We start from the raw sequence: 23,889 nt of genomic DNA, 5'->3' as shown, positions 1-23,889 counted from the left end.
TAAAATCAAGAAAGGTTAAAAAGTTCTTTGAGACTGAGGGCCACCCCATCCTCTTTTCCATGCTTTGCAACCTGCTTTGCGATCTCAAGAATTTCAGATTTTGCATTTCCTACAGCTACGCCAAGTCCAACGGCCTTTAACATCTCATAGTCATTATAATTATCACCAAAGGCTATACTCTCTTCCAAAGAGAGTTTAAAATGGCTGGAGAGTAGCATTTTAATGGCAGTGAGCTTAGAAACATTCTTGTTAGCGATCTCCAGGTAAGTATCTTTAGAGCGATAGAGGTGAAGTTGATCTGGGAAATGACCCGCAAGAAATTTTTCAATTGCGTCAATCTTTTCAGGTTCTCCCATACACTGGATCTTGTGTGCACCTTTCTCTGAATGCTCCCAGTCTTCAAGAACCTCAGCAAGGGGTCGCACAACAGGTGTGACTTTGGTGTTGTTTTCTTCCCTTTTAGCCCAGAAATCCATTGCGGGCACAAACCAGTCAGTATCATTGTAAACGCTGAGATGGCAGTCAAGGGTCTTATTGAAAGCATGAAGGGCGTCTATGGTTTTCCACGGAATTTCCTTTGAGCTCCTGGTTTCACCCTCTATGATCACCTGTGCGCCATTATAGCAAATAAGAGGTTGGTGCGCAATGTGCAACTCCTGTTGTAAATGTTGCATAGCCTGTGGCATTCTGGATGAGATGAGGACGACGGGCACTTCTCTTTGAAGCTGCCGAATAACCTGAAGAGTTAGCGGCGATAACTCCCGATCTTTATTGAGCAGCGTCCCGTCAATATCTGAAAATACGATCTTGTATCTTGCCATTATTTTTTTATAAATTCAACTAGTGGCTTTACAAGTTCCGGATGTAAAGGCAAACCGGGTTCGTTATAGGATTTTGAATTGACCAGGTTATCACCCTCAATCTCCCGAAGAATGTGATTCATGTTCTTGAGAATGACAATTTCAGCCTGCGGATATGCTTTTTGAAGATTTTCAGCTTCAGTTTCTTTGACCTGAAGGTCGTTGCTGCCGTTGATCAAAAGTACCGGAATGTCCAGCTTTTTTATTTCCTCCTTAGGATCGTAGTGCATCCAGGAGAGGATGAATGGCTGCACCGATGGCCGAAAGATCGATTCCAGAACAGGGTTATAACTCGACGTACTGCCAATTGCTCTCATTTCTGAAAATGCCTGCTCCACATTTTCCTTTAGTCCAGGCATTTGGGATGTGATCTGCTCGGTGAGAACAGCATCTATGGGCTGGGCTAAACCCGCTATGGAAATAAATCCCTGCGCACGGCCTTTAGCTGCAAGCATCCCAACCAGGGAACCCTGGCTGTGACCAAGAACCACTATTTTTGTAAACTGTGGATTGGATGTAAAATGTTCAATGGCAGTTACGGCATCAATTACAAAATCATCAAATCGCATATCCTGTTCCTGAATACCGAGTTTCTGAACCTGAAAGATCCTTTTGTCGTAACGATAGGTAGCTATGCCTTCTTTAGCAAGGGCATGAGCAAGCTTTTTAAAAGCATCATTTTTCATGAAAGACTGGTTCCCATTACGATCTGTAGGACCAGAGCCCTGGAGCATAAGGACCAGAGGCACGGGGCCATCTGTTGCAGGAGTAACAAGCGTTCCCTTTATAAATTCATTGATGTCGTGATCAGTGGATTTAAAATCTGTTACCTGCCCGTTTACTGCAGTAGCAATAAATAAAATGAGGCTTAAAATGCTATTTTTCATGGGTGATCTTATAATAGATTTATGGGAGTCAGAGGGATTGGAACTTCCCTTTGATTATTGCGAAGTTACAATTTCATCTTTAGCACTAGAGCTTCAAAAATGAGAAAATTCGGCAGGATTTTTGAAAATTCAGAAAAAACTTCCTCCTTTTTCTATCTTTGAGGACCTAAAAAAATATACAGATGAAAATTTATTTACTGGCTGCAGCTCTGCTTATTTCCAGTCTTAGTTTTGCTTCAGAAAACGACTGGGGTAGAACCGGCCACAGGGCTACTGGAGAAGTTGCTGAACAGCATCTTACAAAAAAGGCAAAGCAGAAGGTGCGTGAGATCCTGGATGGACAGAATCTTGCTTTTGTTTCTACCTATGGCGACGATATTAAAAGTGATCCTGCATACCGAAAGTATAACGTATGGCATTACGTAAACCTGGAACCAGGAGAAACCGAATATTCAAAGGAGAAAGCAAATCCAGATGGTGACCTGGTACAGGCTATAAAAACTTGTATGGCAGTTTTAAAAGATAAGGATGCTTCAAAAGAAGAAAAAGCCTTCTTTCTGAAAATGCTGGTGCATTTTGTAGGAGATCTTCACCAGCCCCTGCATGCAGGCCGCGGTGAGGATAAAGGAGGAAATGATATACAAATAAGATGGTTTGGACAAGGCTCAAATCTTCATCGACTTTGGGATAGTGAAATGATCAATGATTTCCAGATGAGCTATACAGAACTCGCTCACAATTCCGATGAACTTTCAAAAGAGGAAATAAAGAAGATCCAGGCAGGTTCTGTTCTTGACTGGATGTACGAATCAAAAGCCCTGGCTAATAAGGTTTATGATTCTGTAGAAGTAGGAGAGAAACTAGGCTATGAGTATATGTACGAATGGTTTCCGGTAGTGCATGATCAGCTTCAAAAAGGAGGTTTGAGACTAGCCAGGATCCTTAATGAGATCTTTGCATAAGACTGATCTTCAAAATGCTAATCTTTTAAAGCCTGAACAAACTGTTCAGGCTTTTTTTTGCTTTTCCGCAGGCGGCATAAGATGTCACCAGTTTTTTAATAAAATTCTTCTGGTATTCCTTTTTTTTGTTGCATAAGACGCTAAAAATAAATAATTTGCAGCGCCCTATAATGAATTTAACCGTCGCAATTTGAGAAAAAATTACATCTTAAATGTTATTGGCGTTCTTTTATGTCTTACACTCTCGGCTCAAAATCAAAAAGAGACCTATAAAGACAGCACAGACAAGATAGCTAAAGCTGCCAGTGAGGCTTTAGAGAATTATGATTTCAATAAATCTATTGACCAATCTCTTCTACTCATCGATCTTGCCTCGGGTAAGAATGACCATTACCAGCTAAACCACGGGTATAATCTCTTAGGGATTACCTATGAAATGCTGGAAGACACTGCAAGGGCAAAGGAAAATTACCTGAAAGCCCTTGAATATGCGAAATCCAGCAAGAATGATACTTTGCTGTGGTATGCATATAATAATCTTGGGAATATTTATTCTTCCAACAAGAATACCGTTTCAAAAGGCTTTGATTTCTACAAGAAGGCTATTGAAATAGCCTCCAGGAACCCAGACCAGTCACAGGTATTGGTCCCTGTGGTCAATATTGCCTGGACCTTGCTGGAAAATGGAATGTTTGAAAGGGCATTTCCTTATTTGGAACAGGCTTCACAGATTTTTACTGAAGATGAAGGTGGGGAGGCCAAGAGTAATCTATATACCCTGTATGGGATGTACTACTCCGGCAAAGAGGATTACGGTAAAGCAAAAGACTATTTCCTAAAAGGTATTTCTCTAGCCGAGAAAAATTCTTTTATCGTCGAAGCTTCTTTTGCCTATGAAGAATACGCAAAGATGCTGAAGAACAGTGGAAATGCCGATGAGGCTTACATTGCACTTACCAAACATCAGGAATACCGGGAGCAGCTTTTCGCCAGAGAGAAAAATCTTCAGCGAGAGGCAGTATATGAGCTCTTTGAAACTGAAGAATACAAAAAGAACCTGGAGGCTGCTAGACGAGAGCAACTTTACAAGGACGAAGTCTTGGAAAAGACACAGCAAATTTCGGCCATCATGGTAGTTTCCCTGGTAGTCATGTTTTTCTTTCTGATTCTTTTATTCAGAAATAATGGAATTCGAAAGAAACTGATTTCCCAGCTGAAGGAAAAAAATATCGAATTGAAATCGGCTAAAGATGAAGCTGAAAGGCTGTCCACCTTAAAAACCCGCTTCTTTTCTACGGTGAGCCATGAACTTCGGACTCCTTTATACGGGGTAGTGGGCCTTACCTCACTACTGCTGGAAGAAAATCAAAATAAAGAACAGGAAGAAGATCTTAAGTCATTGAAATTTTCTGCAGATTATCTTCTTGCCTTGATCAACGACGTGCTCCAAATGAATAAAATGGAATCCAACCTGGTGCACCTGGAGAATAATACCTTCAACATCCATGAACTGTTTCAGGGAATTATCAAAACTTTTGAGACCACACGGAATAATCGTATGGTCAATATTGAACTCAATGTCGACCCGGGAATTCCATACCTCGTGGGCGATTCCATGCGGCTTTCACAGATCATGATGAATCTGCTAGGTAATGCAGTGAAATTTACCGAAAAAGGTAAGGTCTGGATCAAAGCCGAAACTGTGAATTGCAAAGATGGCAGGTGCCGAATTTATTTCGAGGTGGGCGATACTGGGATTGGAATTCCAAAGAACAAACAGGAAGAGATCTTTGAAGAATTTTCCCAGTTAAAGATCCAGAACCTCAATTATCAGGGTACCGGCTTAGGATTGCCTATTGTTAAAAAACTACTTCAGTTATTTGATTCAGAAATTCAGCTGGAAAGTGTAGAAGGGGAAGGTTCTGTTTTTAGTTTCGAGATCAATTTTGAACAGGGTGCAGAGAATGAGAGCATACGACACCTGGGAGGAGCCTCACCTGAAACATTACCACAACTTCTAAAAAAGATATTGATCGTAGATGATAACCGCATTAACCAGGTAGTTACTCAAAGGATCCTTAAAAAGAAAGACTTTGAATGCCTGGTTGCTTCCAGTGGAGAAGAGGCACTGGAAATCCTTAAGGTACAAACGGTTGATGTTGTTCTAATGGATGTTAATATGCCGGGAATGAATGGGATGGAAACCACCATGAAAATACGGGAATTCAATCCAGATGTACCGGTAATAGCATTAACTGCAGTAGAAGTGGGAGAAATGAAAGAAGAGATTTTAAAGGCAGGTATGAACGATATCATCAATAAGCCTTATAACATTCCACAATTCTTCGATACCATTTTCAAGAACCTGCTGGAACCAGTGGCTTAGCACTCCAGAATGTTTAATCGACTTCAGGAAATTTTAGGCTCTTAAGTTTTTGTATAGAGGTGTTTGTAATCTACGAAGTGACATTAAAGTAAAAAAGCCGTTCCACTATATTAGTGAAACGGCTTTTTTACATATTAAAGGTCTTCAGCTTACTTGATCATCTCAAAGCTACGCTTTATAAAGGAGGTCAATTCTTCCCCTTTTAGAAGGTTCTGTGAAAGTCGCGCCAGGTCAAGGGATTGCTTGATCAAACGCTCCTGTTTTTTCTCTGTCTTGGTATTCAGGATCTCGGTGATGAGTGGGTGATTGGTATTCACAACAAGGTTATACATCTCTGGCATATTACCCATTCCAAACATTCCTCCACCTCCGGTTTGCTGCATCTCTTTCATTCTTCTCATGAACTCTGGCTGCGTAATGATAAGTGGCGCCGCATTACTGTCCATAGATTCAAGCTGCACGCTATACTTCTCTTTTGGAATTACCTTCTCAAAATCTGTTTTAAGCTTCTCTTTTTCCTCTTCGTTAAGTTTGGAAATCTTCTCTTCATCTTTTTTGATTAAGTTGTCTACATGATCGGCATCCACACGAACAAAAGAAACTTTCTCTTCTCCCATTTCCAGTTTTTGAAGCAGGTGAGATACAATTGGAGAATCAAGAAGCAACACCTCATAGCCTTTTTCCTTTGCAGATTCAATGTAGCTGTGTTGATCATCTTTATTTGAAGCATAAAGGATCACACGGTTACCATCTTTATCTGTCTGGTTGTCCTTGATCTTCTCGATCAATTCAGCAAAAGTGAAGTATTTGTCATCAACAGTAGGATAAAGCGCGAAGTCTTTTGCCTTCTCGAAGAACTTATCTTCAGAAAGCATTCCGTATTCGATTACGATCTTGATGTCATTCCATTTCTTTTCAAAATCTTCACGATTGTTATTGAACAGAGACTTCAGCTTATCTGCTACTTTACGCGTAATGTAGCTGGAGATTTTTTTCACTGCTCCGTCTGCCTGCAGGTAAGAGCGGGAAACGTTCAGCGGGATATCTGGAGAATCTATAACTCCACGCAACATCGTAAGGAATTCAGGAACTATTCCCTCTACATTATCTGTAACGAACACCTGGTTTTGATATAGCTGGATCTTGTCCTTCTGAATGTTCATGTCCTGAGACATTTTTGGGAAGTAAAGGATCCCTGTAAGGTTAAAAGGATAATCAACGTTGAGGTGAATGTGGAACAACGGCTCCTCGAACTGCATTGGGTAGAGCTCTCGGTAAAAATCCTTGTAATCCTTATCCTCGAGATCTGTCGGCTGCTTTGTCCATGCAGGGTTAGTATTGTTGACAATATTGTCTACTGTCTTTGTTTCGGGTTTAGCATCTTCGGGAGCATCTTCAGGTAAATCTAAAGTCTCTTCCCGGGTTCCGAATTTAATAGGAATTGGCATGAACTTGTTGTACTTCACAAGCAATTCTTCTATCCTGTTTTCTTCCAGAAATTCCTTGTCATCTTCATTAATATGAAGAATGATATCTGTTCCGTGCTCTTTTTTATCGGCTTCTTCTAAAGTGAATTCTGTAGTACCTTTACAAATCCAGTGAGCTGCAGGCTCGTCTTTATAAGATTTTGTAATGATCTCCACTTTGTTGGCCACCATAAAGGCTGAATAAAAACCTAATCCAAAGTGCCCAATGATGCCACTGTCCTTAGCAGAATCCTTATACTTTTCCAAGAATTCTTCAGCACCCGAAAATGCCACCTGGTTGATGTATTTTTCAACCTCTTCTTTTGTCATTCCAATTCCCTGGTCGCTAATGATAAGTTGCTGTTTTTCCTTATCGATCTTAACTTCAATAACGGGACTGCCATATTCTACTTTGGCTTCGCCAATTGTAGTGAGGTGTTTTAGTTTAAGAGTAGCATCTGTCGCGTTAGAGATCAATTCCCTAAGAAAGATCTCGTGATCACTGTATAAAAACTTTTTAATTAAAGGGAAGATGTTTTCAACAGAGACGTTAATGTTTCCGGTTGCCATATATTTTAGTTTATTAAAATTTAATGTTCGCTCTAGGAAGTCAAAAAAAGTACCAACCCGAGTTCGCTGACAAACTGACAGCAGAAGTAATTTTTAGCAGTTTCTTCCGACTATTCATGTGTTTCTAAATGAGAACCAGGTAAATAATTATTTTGTTTAAATAACACCATGTTTTTTTAAACAAAATAATTTATCTTTGTAAAGAATTAATATTCAAGATATGACCACAATAGATCAAAAGGAAAATGCAGAGGCGCAACTTAATGAGGAGCGACTTATAGAATTGTACATGGAATATGTGCTCGAAAAGGAGGAAGAGCCAGGTACAGTCTATAAGTTCACGCGTTTAAATAAAATCTCTGAAACCGATTTCTACAATTTCTTCGGAAGCTTTGACGGCCTGAAAAAGAGAATTTGGGAACGATTTTTTGAACTTACTCTGGAGCTGATGGAGAAAAGTAAAGAATTCAGTTCCTTCAATAACAGGGAAAAAATGCTCACCCTGTATTACACTTTTTTCGAGATGCTTACAGCAAATCGTAGCTATGTCTTGTTTACATTAAAAAACGAGTCAAGCCTGGCTAAAAATGTCAGACAATTATCGGGTCTGCGACGAGAATTAAAAAATTTCACAGCTGCATTGGTCCGAACGCAAAACGAAGAGAAGCAAAGTCGATTATTAAAAAATTCTGAAACTGTTTTTTCTGAAGCTGCCTGGGTCCAGATGATGTTCTTACTTAAATTTTGGTTAGATGATAATTCGCCGCAATTTGAAAGCACAGATGTAGCTATTGAAAAGTCTGTAAATACAGTATTTGATCTCTTCGAAAACTCTCCTTTAGAAAGAGTGGTGGACCTGGGGAAATTCCTTTGGAAAGAAAAAATGTCCTGATGATCATCTAAATGCTTCAGGCACCTGCCCGCAGTCGGTCTAGCCCCTACGATTCCGACTTCGGGCTTTTAATATACATCCTATGAAAACTATAGATAAAATTCCTACAGGTAAAATAAGCCGCACCAGCAAAATGGTCCAAACCGGATTGAAAGTGGGAGGAAACTACCTGAAATACTATTCAAAAAAGGCAATTAACGGAGAGATTTCCCGAAATGAACTGGATGAAAACAATGCCGAGGATATCTACAACGGCTTGAAAAGTTTAAAAGGGAGTGCCTTAAAAGTGGCGCAAATGCTGTCAATGGAAAAGAGCCTGTTGCCAGGTGCTTATGTGGAAAAATTTAGTCTTGCACAATTCAGCGTTCCGCCATTATCTGCTCCTTTGGTGAAAAAGACCTTCAGGAAATATTTTGGCCAGGATCCCGATGCTGTTTTTGACAGCTTTGATCTGCAATCTGTAAATGCCGCCAGCATTGGCCAGGTGCATAGGGCTACAAAAGATGGGCAGAAGTTCGCAGTCAAGATCCAGTATCCCGGCGTTGCAGAAAGCATAAGCTCAGATCTTGCCATGGTAAAGCCTATTGCAGTAAAGATGTTTAACCTGCGCGGGAAAGATTCAGAAAGATATTTTAAAGAAGTGGAAGGCAAGCTGCTTGAAGAAACAGATTATGTGCTCGAGGTAAATCAGAGCCTTGAAATTTCTGAAGCTTGTAGTCATATCCCAAACCTTAAATTTCCAAAGTATTATCCCGACCTGTCAAGTGAGCGAATTATTAGTATGGACTGGATGGAGGGCATTCATTTGAGTGAATTTGCAAAGGAGAATACCAGCCAGGATAAAGCAAACCGGATAGGACAGGCGCTGTGGGATTTTTATATGTACCAGATGCATGTCCTGAAATCTGTACATGCCGATCCTCACCCCGGAAATTTCCTCGTTGACCATGAGGATAACTTGATCGCAATAGACTTTGGGTGTATCAAAAAGATCCCCCAGGAATTTTACGGACCTTATTTTGAACTGGCCCAGAAAGATAAGATCAATGATCCTGAAATCTTTAACGCCCGATTGTTCGATCTTGAAATTCTGAAAAAGGAGGATTCTCCAAAAGAAATCGCTTTTTTTTCTGAACTCTTCTTCCAGATGCTAAGTCTATTCACTGCACCTTTTCATGATGAGACTTTCGATTTTTCAAATGAACATTTCTGGAACTCTGTGAGCAGCCTGAGTGAAAAGTACAGCAAAGATGAAGAGTTGAGAGAAATGAACGGCAATCGTGGCAGCAAACATTTTCTGTACATCAATCGTACTTTCTTTGGGCTCTTTAATTTACTACATGACCTGGGTGCGACTGTAAACATCAATAATTACAAAAAATACGAAAGGGCTGTTTCAAGCTAAGATCTGTCAGGAAAAAAAGTTATTGGTGATCAGTCGTGAAAAAGCTCACCGCAGCAGGCCAGCAAATGTGCTCTGAAATTACCTTTTTTGACACCTGTGTTAGTAATCATTTAAAATTGGGGAACCTCCTGTTAAAAATCATAAAGTGCTTTAGGTCAGTTACTTTCAGTGTTACATTAGTTGAGAAAACCTAAATGAAGTTGAACTAAAAACACATAATTATGAAAGGAATGAAAGCATTTTTATTTATGAGCTGTTTTTTCTTGAGCGGCTTTGCCTTTTCTCAGGATTTCGACAGTTTCGACAGTGATATGGATGGAAAATTGAATCAGGCTGAATTCAGTGAAAGGAACAATCAGGGATATCAGAACTGGGATGTTAACAGCGATGGCAGTATAGATGACGTTGAATTCTGGGACAGGACCTACTACAATTTAGACCAAAACAGAGATGATTTCGTTGACGAGAGCGAATGGAATGAAGGTGTAGAAACGGGCGTAGGAGAAAGTCTTATTGAAGAAGATTATACTGCTCTGGATATAAACCAGGACGGAAGGCTTGACTCTAACGAGTGGAATGATGGGATGAGCGACAATACCTGGTTTGACAGGTATGATGAGAATGCCGATGGATTTATAGACAACGAAGAATGGAACATCAGCACCTTTGGTGACTGGGATGTCAACGACGACAATTTTGTGGATGAAAATGAATTCAACGATTTTGATGCCTTCGACACCTGGTAGAGGTGATCTAAAAATGAAAAAAGCCCGCGAAAGCGGGCTTTTTTTTGAAATGAATTGCGACTAATTCTGAAGCTGAGGCGTTTGCTGTTCAATTTTTCCATCTTCAGTACCATCTTCCTGTCCTTTATTCTTCACATACTTCTCGAGCCATTGATCCTGCTCCCAAAGCACATGAAGTACAGATTCTTTTGCACTGTAACCATGACTTTCCTTTGGCAGCATTACCAGCCTGGCCGTAGCCCCAAGTCCTTTTAAAGCATTGAAATAACGCTCACTCTGCATTGGGTAGGTGCCGGAATTATTATCGGCTTCCCCATGGATTAGCAATAGGGGCGTCTTCATTTTATCGGCATGCATAAAAGGTGACATATTGTAGTAAACTTCAGGAGCTTCCCAGTAGTTTCTCTCTTCACTCTGGAAACCAAAAGGAGTAAGTGTACGGTTGTATGCTCCGCTACGTGCTATTCCGGCAGCAAAAAGATTGGAGTGGGAGAGCAGGTTGGCAGTCATAAATGCACCGTAACTGTGTCCGCCTACCGCAACGCGATCCCTGTCAATATATCCCATTTCGTCAACAGCATCAATAGCTGCTTTTCCATTGGCCACTAATTGCTTTCTAAAGCTGTCATTCGGCTCTTCTTCACCTTCTCCCACAATTGGGAAAGAGGCATCATCCAGAACCACATATCCGCGGTTAACCCAGTAAATAGGGGAGCCATAGTAAGGATAGGTGAAATCATTTGCATTGGAAGTATTCTGAGAAGCAGAATTCTTGTCCTTATATTCGCGTGGATAAGCCCATACGATCATTGGTAACTTCTGCGGATTCTCCTTGTCATAACCTGCCGGAAGGTATAAAGTACCATTAAGCTCAAGTCCATCCTCCCGCTCATAAGTGATCACTTCTTTGGTGACGTCTTGCAGGCTCTTGAATGGATTTTCAAAGGAGGTGACCCTTGTGAGGTCTTCCTCGTTGTCGATGTCGCGAATGAAATAATTGGGATATTCTGTGGCGGTTTCAATTCGCACAAGGATCTCTCCTTCTTCCATATCTATAGCTTCAACCAAAGTTTCCTTTTTGTTGTTGTAGCTGGACTGGTAAAGTCTTTCTGTCTCTCCGGTCTCAAGATCCAGGCGGTCTACGAAAGGATACTGGCCTTCAGGAGTAAAGCCGTCACCCAGAAGAAAAGCATTGTCATCTATTATTTTTAAGACCTGTTGCCCATACTTGTTCTTTTCCCTTACAAAACCTCCGGGATCACTGTAACGGTCCTGGTAGTTGCGGTCAAATAGTACTCTTGGTTGCTGGCTTGGGTTTGAAGGATCAAAAATATAAGTGCGGGTGTTTCTATTGTTCCACCAGTAGTCATAAGCAATGGCAATATTCTCATCACCCCAGAGAATCCCGCTAAAGCGATCCTTGGTTTTAAGAATAGGCTTTCCTTCTCCTTTAAAGGGAGCTTTCAGTAGAAAAACTTCATCTCTAAAGTCAACTTCTTTTTCGGGATCACCACCATCAAGAGCTTCAACATAAACAAGAGTAGCAGGAGCATCACTTCTCCAGCTAAGATTTCTTCTGCCTTCTCTTTCTGCCATGAATCCCTTCGGAAGATCTTCAGTAAGCGGCACCTGATTCACCTGGTTAACAAGTTTACCTTCTTTGGTAAATACCATTGTTTCTGAAGGGAAGCGATAATAAGGCACCAGGTAGGAAAAGGGCTTTTTGATGTGGCTCACCATTACATAATTGCCATCTGGAGAAAAAGAAATGTCGTCATACATTTTAGGCTCCAGCCATTTTGAAGTCTTTCCGTTGAGGTCCACCTTTACAAGTTCAGCCCGGGCCAATTGTTCAAAGTTAAACTCATCTGTCGGATTTTTCAACAGATCCTGGTAAGTTCTGTTTTGAGCTTCTTTTCCGTCGCTTACAGAAACTGTAGGGCCGGTTGGTACAGAAGTTTCAGGATTTATTAGCTTTTTACGGTCCTGCGGAAGCATTTTTACTAAAATGGCCGAATTGTCCTTATACCAGTTAAGCACATCTCTCATGTTGGAATTCAAATTTGGGCCGGTAAGTTTTTTCGCTGTTGCGGTTTGAAGATTGGCTACCCAGAGTTCTACTCCTTCTGAAGTAGTGTGCGTAAATGCCATTTTTGACTCATCTGGTGACCAGCTGAAGTTGGTGAGGCGGGGATTTTCAGGCAGACCTTTCACCTGAGTAGGCTCACTGGCTTTCATGTCCTTTACCATGATGTTATTGTAATAAGTCGCGCGGCTGCTAATGTTCGTTACTGGATTGATCCTTAATCCGCCCAGGCGCATTTCTTCTTCACTCAATTCGGCAATAGATTTGAATTGATCGCGGTAGAGAAATACGATTCTCTCAGCCTTGCTGTCAATGAGTGTGGACGGAGCCAGTGGCACATCCACAAGTTCCAGGATCTCCTGTGGTGGTTTTTGATAGGTGAGGTTTTCCTGCCCAAATGTTGGTCCTGTAAAGCAAATAACAGAGAGGAGGCTTAAAAAGACTTTTTTCATGATACAATAAAGTATAATTAGGTTAAGAGGTGCTGCGCTGTCAAGATGTTAATGTTTCTTATATTGCGGAGCAACTTTTTATTAATTGCTTAAATTTAAGAGAAATAATTTATTAAGGCTTAAATAATTCTACATGTACCAATCTAAGATAGCGGGCCTGGGGTTCTACGTGCCCGAAAATGTGGTGACTAATGATGATCTTTCCAAGGTCATGGATACAAATGACGCCTGGATACAGGAACGTACCGGAATAAAAGAACGGCGCCATATTAAAAAAGGAGATGGCAATTCTACGGCCGTAATGGGAGCAAAGGCTGCCAAAATTGCCATTGAACGGGCTAAAATCACCAAAGATGATATAGATCTTATCGTTTTTGCCACCCTTTCTCCCGACTACTACTTTCCGGGAGGTGGTGTACAAATCCAGGAGATGCTTGACATTCACACCTGTCCTGCACTTGATGTTAGAAACCAGTGCAGCGGATTCATCTACGGACTTTCAGTAGCCGATCAATACATCAAGACCGGAATGTATAAGAATGTGCTGCTAATAGGTAGCGAAAATCATAGTGGAGGTTTGGATTTTACAACCCGTGGCCGCGGAGTTTCTGTGATCTTTGGAGATGGGGCAGGAGCTGCAGTGCTCACCCGAAGTGACCATAACGGGCAGGGAATACTCTCTACCCACCTTCATTCGGAAGGAAAACATGCTTTGGAATTGTCTTTAAAAGGTCCGAGTACCATGCACTGGGTACCCGAAATTATTGAGGAAAATCCGCAGGGAGATGATATCATATATTATCCCTACATGAACGGCCAGTTTGTTTTTAAGAACGCGGTAGTTCGTTTTTCTGAAGTCATCAAGGAAGGCCTGGAAGCCAACGGGCTCGAGGTGAAAGATATTGATATGCTTATTCCGCATCAAGCGAATCTTAGGATCTCGCAGTTCATTCAGCAAAAGTTCAGGTTGAGTGATGATCAGGTTTATAACAACATTCAACGCTATGGAAATACAACAGCAGCCTCTATTCCTATAGCCCTTACTGAAGCCTGGGAAGAAGGTAAGATCAAGGAAGGAGACACAGTGGTGCTCGCAGCTTTTGGAAGTGGCTTTACCTGGGCAAGCGCTATTATGAAGTGGTAGAAAAAAGACGTTAGAGCCAAGAGTCAAGAGCCAGGTCTTAGGTATTATTTGGGCTCAAAAATGTCAAAAATCCGCAACTTTTCAATTGCGGATTTTTTTTGGCTAATTAAACAACATCATTAAAATATTCCTCCACCAGAGTTGGTGTTATCATCCCTTTGTTTCCTGTCGAGTGCCTTATTCTTGCCTCCGCCAAATCTATAGGAGAAGCCGAGATAGACATTCTGAGAATCGCCCTGAAAATTTCCTCGCTGGGAGTAGGGTACATCGCTGTAGAACGTGAATTCCTGGGTGTCAAAAATGTCATTAATATTAAGGCTTAAAGTCGCTTTGTCATTAAGGAAATTATATCGGGCACCAGCATTTATGAAATAAAATTCTTCAGGATTGATCTGTAGCAGTTCTGTGCTGCTGCGGTACAAGCCAAACATTTGCAGGGTAAGTTTTTTAGTCACTTCAAAACTTTGATTGAGCCTAAGACTGTAGGCAGAGCTTTCCACCTCCTGATAAACATCTCCTACCACGCCTTTTTCGGTACTGTTGTAGTATTCAAAGCTCGGATTAATGCTCCACCAGCGAAATGGCTTGTATCTTCCACTAAGTTCCACTCCGTATGCAGTGTTATCATTCCAGTTCTCGTAAGTAAGGAGCATTCGGGAAGGATCTTCGGGATCTATAATAAGTACCTGGCTTATTTCATCTTCTATCAACCTATAGAACACTCCGCCCGTAAAGCTTCCCTTTTGAAAGTTGTGGGTGTAGTTCATCTCCAGGGAATTGGTAAATTGTGGATCGAGTTCAGGATTTCCAACTCCTGTGATTCGCGGAGTAGAAAATTCTCTTACAGGATTTACCTGGTTCAGGCCGGGACGATCCACTCTTCTTCCGTAGCTCAACTGCAGCGTCTTCATATCATTGAATTTGTATGAAACAAAAGCCGAAGGGTAGAGAGTGAAATAATCATTCTCATAGATGAGATCTCCATCCAATATAGCCTCTACAGCGTAATGTTCAAACCTTGTTCCCAATTGATAGGACCATTTCTTAAAGCTTTGCCCAAAAGTGGAATAGAAGGAATAAATATTATTGTCATAATCATATAATGCGTCCTCAAGATTTGTGTTGGTGGTACGGTAATCGTTAGTACTGCTTCTCAATCTTGCCTCTGCACCCAGTTCAAGTTTGGAGACTTCAGAAAGCGGATTCTCATAATCGATGTTGAAATTTGTATTGCTTATGTCGTCTTCAACCTTGTCCCGGTAAGAATTATATTCATTGGCACCTGCGCCAGAATATTCGAACCGCGCGACTTCGGCATCATCTGTAATGCTGTGATCTACTTCAAAAATGATGTTATGACCGTCCTTTTCAAAATCTCTTTTAAATACTGCATTATAAGTTTGAGTGCTGTTGTCGTTCTCCAGGAAGAAATCCTGATAAATATTTTCCATAGCAGTAGAATTGAATAAAATATTCGCTTCTCCCCGAGGTTCTCCGGTATACAGGTTCTGGTTGGTATAAAAGGAAAAAGTATTCTTGTCATCTATATAATAATCCAATCCTATTTTGAACAGGTAAGATTCACTATCGCTATAAAAACCTATAACTTCAGTGTAATTCTGCGTAAAATTGTTGATGATCCCGTGATTTTCTCTTTTTCCTCCATTGGTGCCAAGGTTGGTAAAGAAATTCACTTTTCCAGTGCGGTAGTTCATGTTAAGAGAGGCGTTATATCTTACATTTTCGCCTACTGTGACGCCGCTGTTTAGATTGCCGTTAAAGCCAAGGTTCGAATTCTTGTGAAGAATGATGTTAATGATCCCACTCATGCCTTCAGGATTATATTTGGCTGAAGGGTTGGTGATCAACTCTATGCTCTTAATAGAAGTGCTGGGAATTTGTTTTAGCAGTTGTGCCGCCGGAATATTGGTAGGTTTCCCGTCTACCAGGATACGTACATTGTCATTTCCCCGCATGGAAATGTTTCCATCCTGGTCTACAGAAAGACTGGGGATGTTATTCATTATCTCACTGGCTGAAGCTCCTGCAGTAGTAAGATCTTTTCCCACATTGATCACCTTTCGATCAATACGCTGTTCAATGGTAGATCTTTCGGCCACTACGTCAACGCTGTCCAGTTGCGCTACTTCAGCTTCCAGGAAAATAGTTCCGATTTTGATCTCCCTGTTTCCGCCAGAAACCTCAATTTCCTTCGAGAAGTGTTTATAGCCCATGAACTGAACTTTAAAGATGTACGAACCATCCTGAAGTTTTTCAACGGCAAAACTTCCGTCGCCAGAAGTAACTGCGCCAGTGACCATCTCTCCTTCAGGAGTTGTTACGGTAATGGTGGCGTAAGGAATGGGTTCTTTGAATTCCATGTCCATCACCTGCCCGGTGATAGTTCCTAATTCTGTAGGATCTGTAAATGCTGCTGCGGAAAAACTTCCGAAGGCAAGCATAAATAATAAAATAAACTGTTTCATTTTTTGATTGATTTGATGATGATTATATATAGCATATTACCTTGTAATGCATAATCATTGAACACAAGGTTTCACAAATTATGCAGTTGTGGTATAATTAATAGACTACACAGCAACCGCTTTGTTACAGGATTTTTTAAAATTTAACCTTTGAGTAAGGCAATTCTTATACAAAAATGAGACAAAAAAACCCATACAAAAATGTATGGGTTAACATGGGGCTCTTATAACACTAACCATCAATGTTTCTCAAATCGCGCCCATGCGGGAAATATTTCTTATCTTAAAGACTACATTGGGATGACCTTTGTTACACTTAATGACAAAAAAATTAGAATGACGAAGAAAACACTTGTACTGGGTGCCTCTACAAATCCTGGGCGCTATGCACATATTGCTATTAACCGGCTCAAGGGGGCAAATATTCCTACTGTTGCAATTGGATTGCGAAAGGGCGAAGTTGCAGGCGTGAACATTGAAACTGAAAAATTGCCTTTTACAGATATACACACTGTAACTCTTTATCTTGGCGCGCCTCGCCAGGAAGAATATTATGACTACATCCTGTCCTTAGAACCAAAGCGCGTTATCTTTAATCCAGGAACAGAGAATCCTGAATTTTACCGCCTGCTACAAAAGAACCAGGTTGAAGTTGAGGTTGCCTGTACCCTTATCCTACTTTCTACTAAGCAATATTAGACCTAAGAAAGTGAGGAGTCCGTTGAGGATAAGGACAAAGAATCCAAATTCAAATCCGAACCATACCAGGCTGTTAATGCTAATGATGTAAGTGAGGATTGGGGAGAGCACTGCGACCACAGGTACCAGTTTATCCCGTACCTGCAGCTTTGTGAAAAGTCCGAAGCTATAGAGTCCCAACAGAGGTCCGTATGTATAACCCGCAAAAACAAAGAGCTTGGCGATTACACTCTCATCCTTGATGATATATTTAAAGGCAATGATCACCAGGATGAGCACGATAGAAACTCCTATGTGAATTAATTTTCTCACTAGTTCCTGTCTTTCGGGAGCATATCGTTTTTCGATATCCAGGATATCTATACTAAAGGAAGTGGTAAGCGCGGTTAAAGCACTATCTGCACTACTATATGCTGCGGCAATCAAACCGAGGATGAAAAAGACAGCAATTCCCACTCCTAATTCGCCCGAAGTTGCGATCACTGGAAAAAGGTCATCTTTTGAGGCTTCTATTCCGTTAGCACGCGCGTATTCAGTAAGTAAGACTCCCAATGCCATAAACAAGAGGTTTACAAACACAAGGATAATGGTGAACCAGAACATATTCTTCTGTGCATCACCAAGGTTGCGACAGGTGAGGTTCTTTTGCATCATATCCTGATCCAGCCCAGTCATTACTATCGTAATAAAGGCACCCGAAATGAACTGTTTCCAGAAATAATCGGCACTTTTAATGTCATCAAAAAAGAACATTTTTGAGAGCTCACTATTGGAGATGTGAGAGACAAGATCCCCTCCCTGGATTCCCAGGTCATCAGAAACATAATAAATACTAACTCCAACCGCAATGAGCATACACAGCGTTTGCAAAGTATCGGTATAGACAATGGTTTTGATCCCGCTTCTAAAGGTATAGAGCCAAATGAGCAGAATGGTCATGATCACGGTCGCCCAAAAGGGAATTCCTAAGCTGTCAAAAAGGATGATTTGCAAGACATTTGCCACCAAAAAAAGCCGGAAACTTGATCCTACCACACGCGAGAGCAGGAAAAAAGATGCCCCTGTTTTATACGAATAAGTCCCGAATCTTCCTTCGAGGTACGTGTAGATCGAGGTGAGATTCATCCTGTAATACAGGGGAAGCAGCACGAGCCCGATCACCGCATAACCCACCACGTATCCCAGTACAACCTGCATATAGCTAAACTGGCTGGCTTCCACCCATCCCGGCACAGAAATGAAAGTTACCCCGCTAAGCGAGGCCCCTATCATTCCAAAGGCTACGATGTACCACGGCGACTGCCGGTTGGCTTTAAAAAATGTATTGTTGTCAGATTTTTTTCCGGTGAACCAGGAAATTCCTATTAGGGTTAGGAAATACACTGCAATTAGTAGAAGGATGGAAGAGGGCTGCATGAGTTTGAATTTCGGGGGCAAATTACAAAACTTAAGAATATCTGCAGCATCGGTAAAAAGACTACTTTATTCGAGAATTGTTTTAAAATACTTTAATTTTGGAGCATGGAATTTTCATCGAAATTACTACAGGAAGCAGTGAATGAAATGTCTCAACTTCCGGGAATAGGAAGAAGGACAGCCTTACGGCTGGTGCTGCATCTTTTGAAGCAGCCAGAGTCGCAAACTGTGGCCCTGAGTAAAGCCTTGCTGGATCTAAAGACAGACGTAAAATTCTGCAGCAACTGTCACAATATTAGTGATACCGAATTGTGTGAGATCTGTGCGAACAAGAGCAGGCAAAGGGAAGTGGTTTGTGTGGTGGAAGATATTCGCGACGTAATGGCAATTGAAAATACCAGTCAGTACCGCGGTCTTTATCATGTTCTGGGAGGCAAGATCAACCCTATGGAAGGAGTAGGTCCTTCGCAACTCACAATAAGGTCTTTAGTAGAGAAGGCTCAAAAAGGGGAAATTAAGGAGATCATTTTCGCGCTTAGCAGTACGTTGGAAGGTGATACGACAAACTTTTATATTTTTAAGCAACTTGAAGGTCTCGAGATCAAAACCAGTACTATCGCCCGCGGAATTTCGGTGGGAGATGAGCTGGAATATGCAGATGAGGTGACCCTGGGCCGCAGTATTACGAACAGGATACCATTTGAGAGCTCTCTTAGGAATTGACCTGCGGAAGGAGCACTCACTAAAAAATTGTAAATTTACACAAGAGTGGCAGGAGGCTGAAGGTTAAATTCAGCTTAAAAAATTCCTGCAACTGAATAATCATTATTGACAGAGCTATTTTTTTAATAAATTCGCAGTCAATTTAAAGTAGAACATCCTCGAGATAAGAATATGGCAAAATTTGAACTAAAATTACCCAAGATGGGGGAAAGTGTTGCAGAGGCAACCATTACAAATTGGTTAAAAGAGGTTGGAGACAGCATTGAAGCCGATGAAGCCGTTCTGGAAATTGCAACCGACAAGGTGGATAGCGAAGTTCCCAGTGAGGTGGATGGAGTTCTGGTAGAAAAGCTTTTCAATGCAGATGATGTAGTTCAGGTAGGGCAAACCATTGCCATTATTGAAACAGAGGGAGAGGGCCAGGCAGATGCTACTCCGGTGGCAGACCAGCAAGTGCCAACCCCCGAGATCGAAGAAGCAGTTGCTGCGGCCGAGGAGCGTGTAGAGCAGGCAAAAGAGATCAGCTCAGCCGATTTTAGCGATAGCAACAGATTCTATTCCCCGCTTGTAAAGAATATTGCAAAAGAAGAAGGGATCTCCTTTGAGGAGCTGGAACGTATAGAAGGTACGGGCAAGGATGGAAGAGTGACCAAAAATGACATTTTAGGATACCTTGAAAACCGCGCCTCGCAGCCTGCGGCTCAGCCAGCAGTACCTCAGCCTAAAGCTGCGCCACAACCTGCCAAAACTCCGGTGAGCGTAAATGGGGAAGATGAGATCATTGAGATGTCGCGTATGGGCAAGATGATCGCACATCATATGGTAGAAAGCGTGCAGACTTCTGCTCATGTACAGTCTTTTATTGAGGTAGATGTCACCAACATTTGGAACTGGAGAAAGAAAAATAAAGATGCTTTTGAAAAAAGAGAAGGAGAGAAGCTCACCTTTACTCCAATTTTTATGGAAGCAGTGGCTAAGGCAATTAAAGATTTCCCATTGATCAATATTTCTGTAGATGGGGATAAGATCATTAAGCGCAAGAACATTAATCTTGGAATGGCAGCAGCTCTTCCAGATGGAAACCTTATTGTTCCGGTCATCAAGAATGCCGATCAGTTAAACCTGGTAGGAATGGCAAGAGCAGTGAACGACCTTGCAAACCGCGCCAGGATGAACAAGCTCAAGCCCGATGATATCCAGGGAGGTACCTACACAGTAACCAACGTGGGAACTTTTGGAAGTATCATGGGAACTCCGATTATTAATCAGCCGCAGGTGGCAATTCTCGCACTTGGTGCTATTAGAAAGGTGCCGGCGGTTATTGAAACGCCCGATGGTGATTTCATTGGAATAAGATATAAGATGTTCCTGTCTCACAGTTATGATCACAGGGTAGTAAACGGTGCGCTGGGAGGACAGTTTGTTCAGCGAGTAGCACAGTACCTGGAGAAATTTGACAAGAATCGAGACCTGTAAAGGATCTGGAATAAATTTTTTAAAGCCATGACGCAAGGGTCATGGCTTTTCTTTTTGTCCAAACTTCACCTCATTCCCTGCAAAAAGTTTGAGGAAATATTATCTTTACCAAAATGATATCCGCGCATGGAATTGAAGCTTACAAAACCTTTATGTTTTTTTGATATTGAAGCCACAGGTACAAACGTGGCCAAAGACAGGATCGTTGAGATCTCTATTTTAAAGATCTTCCCGAACGGAAATCGCGAGAGTAAGACCTGGCTCGTAAATCCTACCGTTCCTATTTCCAAAGAGGTGGTTGCGGTACATGGAATCACTAATGAGAAGGTGGCAAATGAACCAACTTTTCAAGAGCTGGCAGGTACTATTTACGAGATGATCAAGGGCTGTGATTTGGCGGGTTACAACTCCAACCGTTACGATATTCCATTGCTGGCAGAAGAAATGCTGCGTGCGGGTGTAGATTTCGATATGAAGAATTCACTGGCGGTAGATGTGCAGACCATTTTTCATAAAATGGAACAGCGCACGCTTTCTGCTGCCTACAAGTTTTACTGCGGAAAAGACCTGGAAGGAGCTCATGGTGCCGAGGTAGATACCAAGGCCACCTATGAAGTACTGATGTCGCAACTGGACAGGTATGAAGATCAACTGCAGAATGATGTAAAATGGCTCTCTGCTTTTACGGCGAGGAAAGATTGTGCAGATATTGCGGGCTTTATCGCCTATGATAAAAAGGGAAAGGAAGTTTTCACCTTCGGAAAACACAAAGGAAAGAGCGTGGAAGATATTTTAGAACAAGAGCCAGGGTATTTTGGATGGTTCCAGAATGCAGATTTTCCCCTGTACACCAAAAAAGTACTTACCGCGATCAAACTAAGGAAACTTAACACGAAACTAAAATAATCTATTTCAGCCGATGAAAATAATCTGTATTGGCCGTAATTACACCGAGCATATTGCGGAGTTACAAAATGAACGGCCCGGGGAGCCGGTAATTTTCCTGAAGCCCGATACTGCCATTCTCCTCAAGAAACAGCCTTTTTTTATTCCGCCGTTTTCAGAAGATATACATTATGAGGTAGAGCTCCTGGTAAGGATAAATAGGGTTGGGAAATACATTCAGCAGAAATTTGCCCATAAATATTACGACGAGATTGGCCTGGGAATAGATTTTACAGCAAGAGATCTCCAAAAGAAATTAAAGGATAAGGGTTTGCCGTGGGAAAAGGCAAAAGCTTTTGACGGCTCGGCAGTGATCGGAGAAAAATGGATCGAAAAAAGTCATTTTAGAGACCTCAGTAATATTAGGTTTAGTTTAAATAAAAATAAAGAAGTGGTACAAAGAGGTACAACTTCTCACATGTTGTGGAAAATTGACGAAATAATTGAATATATTTCACAGTATTTCACATTGAAGATCGGAGACATTATTTTTACAGGAACTCCTGCAGGTGTAGGACCGGTAGCGATCAATGATGAGCTTACGGGATTTATAGAAGACAAACAGATTTTCTCAATACAGGTTAAATGAGCAACTACAATTTAGAAAGCGTCGAAGAAATGGCAGGCGGCGATCAAGATTTTGTCAAGGTCGTTGTACAGACATTTCTTGAAGAGATCCCACCAGATCTAGAGGGTATGAACCAGGCTATTCTTGAAGGAAATTCGGCACAGGCCTATCAATATGCCCACAAAATGAAACCTAATCTTCAAATGTTTGGGCTGGAGCTCATGCCGCAGATAAGAATCATTGAGGATTGGTCTAAAGCGGGAAAGAATGAGGATGAGGTTCATGAGGCCGGTCGCATTATTACAGCCAAATACAAAAAGGCAGAGCTGGAGCTAAAGGAAGATTTTGACCTGTAATGACTGCAGAGATAATTACCATTGGAGACGAGATCCTCATTGGGCAGATCGTTGATTCAAATTCAGCTTTTATTGCCAAAGAGCTCAATCTTATTGGGATCTCTGTCTACCAGATCACTTCAGTTCAGGATGAAAAGGCGCATATACGCACTACTTTAGCAGAGGCGTCAAAAAGGGCAGATATCATTATCCTTACCGGCGGCCTTGGTCCCACAAAAGATGATGTCACCAAATATACTTTTGCCGAATTTTTTGAAGATCAGCTGGTGCTAAATGAAAAGGTACTGGGGCATATTGAGGAGCTGTTTTCGAAATATAAAAAGACGCCAATCTCCGATCTTAACCGGGAACAGGCCATGTTGCCTTCTAAAGCAGTGCCTCTCCATAATAAATATGGAACAGCTCCGGGGATGTGGATGGAAAAGGATGGAAAGGTATTCATTTCATTGCCGGGAGTGCCTTATGAAATGATGCAGCTCATGGAGGGAGAGGTCATTCCGAGGTTACAGCAAAAATTCCATCGCCCATACATTTACCATAAAACCATCCTCACCCAAGGCGAAGGAGAAAGTGCTATTGCCAACCGGCTTGCTGCCTTTGAAGAAAAGCTTCCTTCCCACATTAAGCTTGCTTACCTGCCCGATCTTGGGAGCGTACGGCTGCGGCTTTCCGGGAAAGGTGAGCACGAGGAGGAGTTGATAAGTGCAGTAGAGAAGCAGGTAGAAGGCCTTTATGAGCTTTTGGGAGATATTATTGCCGAGGAGCAGGAGGAAGATGAAAAGATCGCGGTGCAAATAAGCAAACTCCTTACCTCTCAGAAAAAATTTCTTTCGGCAGCAGAAAGTTGCACGGGTGGCGCGCTGGCAGCCGAATTCACTACTCATCCAGGGGCATCATCCTGTTTTATTGGCGGCATGGTTTCTTACGCCACAAATGTGAAGAGCGAAAATTTGGGTGTGCCTAAAGATCTCATCGAAAAGTACAGTGTAGTTAGCGCTGAGGTTGCCGAAGCCATGGCTAAGCATGCAAAAAAGATGTTCCGAACAGATTATGCTCTTTCAACAACCGGTAATGCCGGCCCTACCAAGGGCGACAGTGATGCAGAAGTTGGTACGGTTTATATAGGTCTGGCAACTCCGGAAAAAATTTACTCCAAAAAATTCATTTTTGGAAACAGCAGAGACCAGGTAGTAAAACAGACTGTCCAAAAAGCATTTGAAATGATCCTGAAGGAAATATCGTGAAGTACGAACCTAGAACTTAGAAGTACGATTTTTAAATTTGCGCCAAACCTGCAAGGTCTTTTTTGACCTTGTAGGTTTATTAATAGAGTGTATTACGACAGAAGTCTCTTACGATAGGAA

Annotated in this window: 19 protein-coding genes; 13 read left to right on the top strand and 6 right to left on the bottom strand. The window is 41.7% G+C overall.

Annotated elements, in window-relative coordinates; genetic code table 11:
- Nucleotides 1-5: 5 nt before the first annotated feature.
- Together HC175_RS02255 and HC175_RS02250 are read right to left on the bottom strand one after the other, a co-directional pair.
- Nucleotides 6-821, bottom strand: coding sequence for an HAD family hydrolase (locus HC175_RS02255; RefSeq protein ID WP_168136882.1), 816 nt, complete (start codon nucleotides 819-821; stop codon nucleotides 6-8).
- Complete coding sequence (locus tag HC175_RS02250; RefSeq protein ID WP_168136881.1) at nucleotides 821-1,747, bottom strand: alpha/beta hydrolase family protein; 927 nt, start codon at nucleotides 1,745-1,747, stop codon at nucleotides 821-823. The genes HC175_RS02255 and HC175_RS02250 overlap by 1 nt, the downstream gene beginning before the upstream one ends.
- A gap of 182 nt (nucleotides 1,748-1,929) precedes the next feature.
- Between HC175_RS02250 and HC175_RS02245 the strand changes: the two genes are divergently transcribed.
- Nucleotides 1,930-2,709 (top strand): S1/P1 nuclease, encoded by a 780-nt coding sequence (locus tag HC175_RS02245; RefSeq protein WP_168136880.1) that lies wholly within the window; start codon nucleotides 1,930-1,932, stop codon nucleotides 2,707-2,709.
- Nucleotides 2,710-2,899: 190 nt separating this feature from the next.
- Entirely contained in the window at nucleotides 2,900-5,095 is a 2,196-nt protein-coding gene (locus HC175_RS02240) for a tetratricopeptide repeat-containing hybrid sensor histidine kinase/response regulator (protein WP_235942498.1), read from the top strand.
- 149 nt (nucleotides 5,096-5,244) lie between these two features.
- On the opposite strand, the gene htpG is transcribed toward HC175_RS02240, so the two are convergent.
- Nucleotides 5,245-7,131 carry a molecular chaperone HtpG gene (htpG, locus tag HC175_RS02235; RefSeq protein WP_168136879.1) on the bottom strand — a complete coding sequence of 629 codons (1,887 nt, stop codon included), beginning with the start codon at nucleotides 7,129-7,131 and terminating at the stop codon, nucleotides 5,245-5,247.
- Nucleotides 7,132-7,351: 220 nt separating this feature from the next.
- Between htpG and HC175_RS02230 the strand changes: the two genes are divergently transcribed.
- The 3 genes from HC175_RS02230 (at nucleotide 7,352) to HC175_RS02220 (ending at nucleotide 10,174) form a co-directional block, all read left to right on the top strand.
- On the top strand, nucleotides 7,352-8,023 hold the full coding sequence (locus tag HC175_RS02230; RefSeq protein WP_168136878.1) for a TetR/AcrR family transcriptional regulator: 672 nt from the start codon (nucleotides 7,352-7,354) through the stop codon (nucleotides 8,021-8,023).
- Nucleotides 8,024-8,105: 82 nt separating this feature from the next.
- Nucleotides 8,106-9,428, top strand: coding sequence for an ABC1 kinase family protein (locus HC175_RS02225; protein ID WP_168136877.1), 1,323 nt, complete (start codon nucleotides 8,106-8,108; stop codon nucleotides 9,426-9,428).
- A gap of 230 nt (nucleotides 9,429-9,658) precedes the next feature.
- On the top strand, nucleotides 9,659-10,174 hold the full coding sequence (locus HC175_RS02220) for an EF-hand domain-containing protein (protein ID WP_209309897.1): 516 nt from the start codon (nucleotides 9,659-9,661) through the stop codon (nucleotides 10,172-10,174).
- 60 nt (nucleotides 10,175-10,234) lie between these two features.
- Here HC175_RS02220 and HC175_RS02215 read toward each other — a convergent pair whose 3' ends face one another.
- Nucleotides 10,235-12,712: a S9 family peptidase gene (locus tag HC175_RS02215; protein ID WP_168136875.1), complete on the bottom strand. Its 2,478-nt coding sequence runs from the start codon at nucleotides 12,710-12,712 to the stop codon at nucleotides 10,235-10,237.
- Nucleotides 12,713-12,845: 133 nt separating this feature from the next.
- On the opposite strand from HC175_RS02215, the gene HC175_RS02210 reads away from it, so the two are divergent.
- Nucleotides 12,846-13,856, top strand: coding sequence for a 3-oxoacyl-ACP synthase III family protein (locus HC175_RS02210; RefSeq protein WP_168136874.1), 1,011 nt, complete (start codon nucleotides 12,846-12,848; stop codon nucleotides 13,854-13,856).
- 119 nt (nucleotides 13,857-13,975) lie between these two features.
- On the opposite strand, the gene HC175_RS02205 is transcribed toward HC175_RS02210, so the two are convergent.
- The gene (locus HC175_RS02205) at nucleotides 13,976-16,342 is read right to left on the bottom strand and encodes a TonB-dependent receptor (protein WP_168136873.1); all 2,367 of its coding nucleotides are present in this window, start codon (nucleotides 16,340-16,342) and stop codon (nucleotides 13,976-13,978) included.
- A 336-nt stretch (nucleotides 16,343-16,678) separates the two neighbouring features.
- Between HC175_RS02205 and HC175_RS02200 the strand changes: the two genes are divergently transcribed.
- On the top strand, nucleotides 16,679-17,041 hold the full coding sequence (locus tag HC175_RS02200; protein ID WP_168137128.1) for a CoA-binding protein: 363 nt from the start codon (nucleotides 16,679-16,681) through the stop codon (nucleotides 17,039-17,041).
- Here the strand turns inward: HC175_RS02200 and HC175_RS02195 are convergent.
- Nucleotides 17,018-18,457, bottom strand: a complete 1,440-nt coding sequence (locus HC175_RS02195; RefSeq protein WP_168136872.1) for a sodium:solute symporter — start codon at nucleotides 18,455-18,457, stop codon at nucleotides 17,018-17,020. The genes HC175_RS02200 and HC175_RS02195 overlap by 24 nt on opposite strands.
- Before the next feature lie 105 nt (nucleotides 18,458-18,562).
- On the opposite strand from HC175_RS02195, the gene recR reads away from it, so the two are divergent.
- The 6 genes from recR to HC175_RS02165 all read left to right on the top strand — a co-directional run bounded on the left by recR (nucleotide 18,563) and on the right by HC175_RS02165 (nucleotide 23,769).
- A complete protein-coding gene (gene recR / locus HC175_RS02190; RefSeq protein ID WP_168136871.1) occupies nucleotides 18,563-19,180 on the top strand; it encodes a recombination mediator RecR in 618 nt (205 codons plus the stop codon).
- A 171-nt stretch (nucleotides 19,181-19,351) separates the two neighbouring features.
- On the top strand, nucleotides 19,352-20,656 hold the full coding sequence (locus HC175_RS02185) for a dihydrolipoamide acetyltransferase family protein (RefSeq protein WP_168136870.1): 1,305 nt from the start codon (nucleotides 19,352-19,354) through the stop codon (nucleotides 20,654-20,656).
- A 126-nt stretch (nucleotides 20,657-20,782) separates the two neighbouring features.
- Complete coding sequence (locus HC175_RS02180) at nucleotides 20,783-21,562, top strand: 3'-5' exonuclease (RefSeq protein WP_168136869.1); 780 nt, start codon at nucleotides 20,783-20,785, stop codon at nucleotides 21,560-21,562.
- A 13-nt stretch (nucleotides 21,563-21,575) separates the two neighbouring features.
- Complete coding sequence (locus HC175_RS02175) at nucleotides 21,576-22,190, top strand: fumarylacetoacetate hydrolase family protein (protein ID WP_168136868.1); 615 nt, start codon at nucleotides 21,576-21,578, stop codon at nucleotides 22,188-22,190.
- Complete coding sequence (locus HC175_RS02170; protein ID WP_168136867.1) at nucleotides 22,187-22,525, top strand: Hpt domain-containing protein; 339 nt, start codon at nucleotides 22,187-22,189, stop codon at nucleotides 22,523-22,525. The genes HC175_RS02175 and HC175_RS02170 overlap by 4 nt, the downstream gene beginning before the upstream one ends.
- Complete coding sequence (locus HC175_RS02165) at nucleotides 22,525-23,769, top strand: competence/damage-inducible protein A (RefSeq protein WP_168136866.1); 1,245 nt, start codon at nucleotides 22,525-22,527, stop codon at nucleotides 23,767-23,769. Before HC175_RS02170 ends, HC175_RS02165 begins: the two co-directional genes overlap by 1 nt.
- Nucleotides 23,770-23,889 lie beyond the last annotated feature (120 nt).

The organism is Salinimicrobium oceani, assembly GCF_012037645.1.
The sequence above is the reverse complement of the archived record's forward strand: the minus strand, read 5'-3'. Positions and strand labels throughout refer to the sequence as shown.